Annotated in this window: 1 protein-coding gene; it reads left to right on the top strand. The window is 71.1% G+C overall.

Annotated elements, in window-relative coordinates:
• Positions 1–253: hypothetical protein (locus OEB96_RS00110; RefSeq protein WP_266213340.1), on the top strand; the 253-nt coding region annotated here is incomplete at both ends.

Raw genomic sequence — 253 nt, forward strand, 5'->3', positions numbered from 1 at the left:
CGGCTGGAAGCTGCCGGGGCTGGCGAGCTCGGCCCCGATCATCGTGCGTCGGGTGCCGGAGTACGACCCCACCAAGACCCCCACCGTGGCGGTCCGCGATCCACACTGCGGTGGTCGCATGCTCGGAGCGTCCGACGGCGTGCCGCCCAGCCTCGAGGAGTATGCGGAAGCCGCGTGGGACGAGGACGCGCGGATCCTGCTGCCGTCGCCGCACTACGAGGCACAAGAAGCAGTGGTGGTGGGCGACGACCTC

It is taken from the genome of Paraliomyxa miuraensis (assembly GCF_026337845.1).
GTDB classification, from domain to species: Bacteria; Myxococcota_A; Polyangia; order Nannocystales; family Nannocystaceae; genus Paraliomyxa; species Paraliomyxa miuraensis.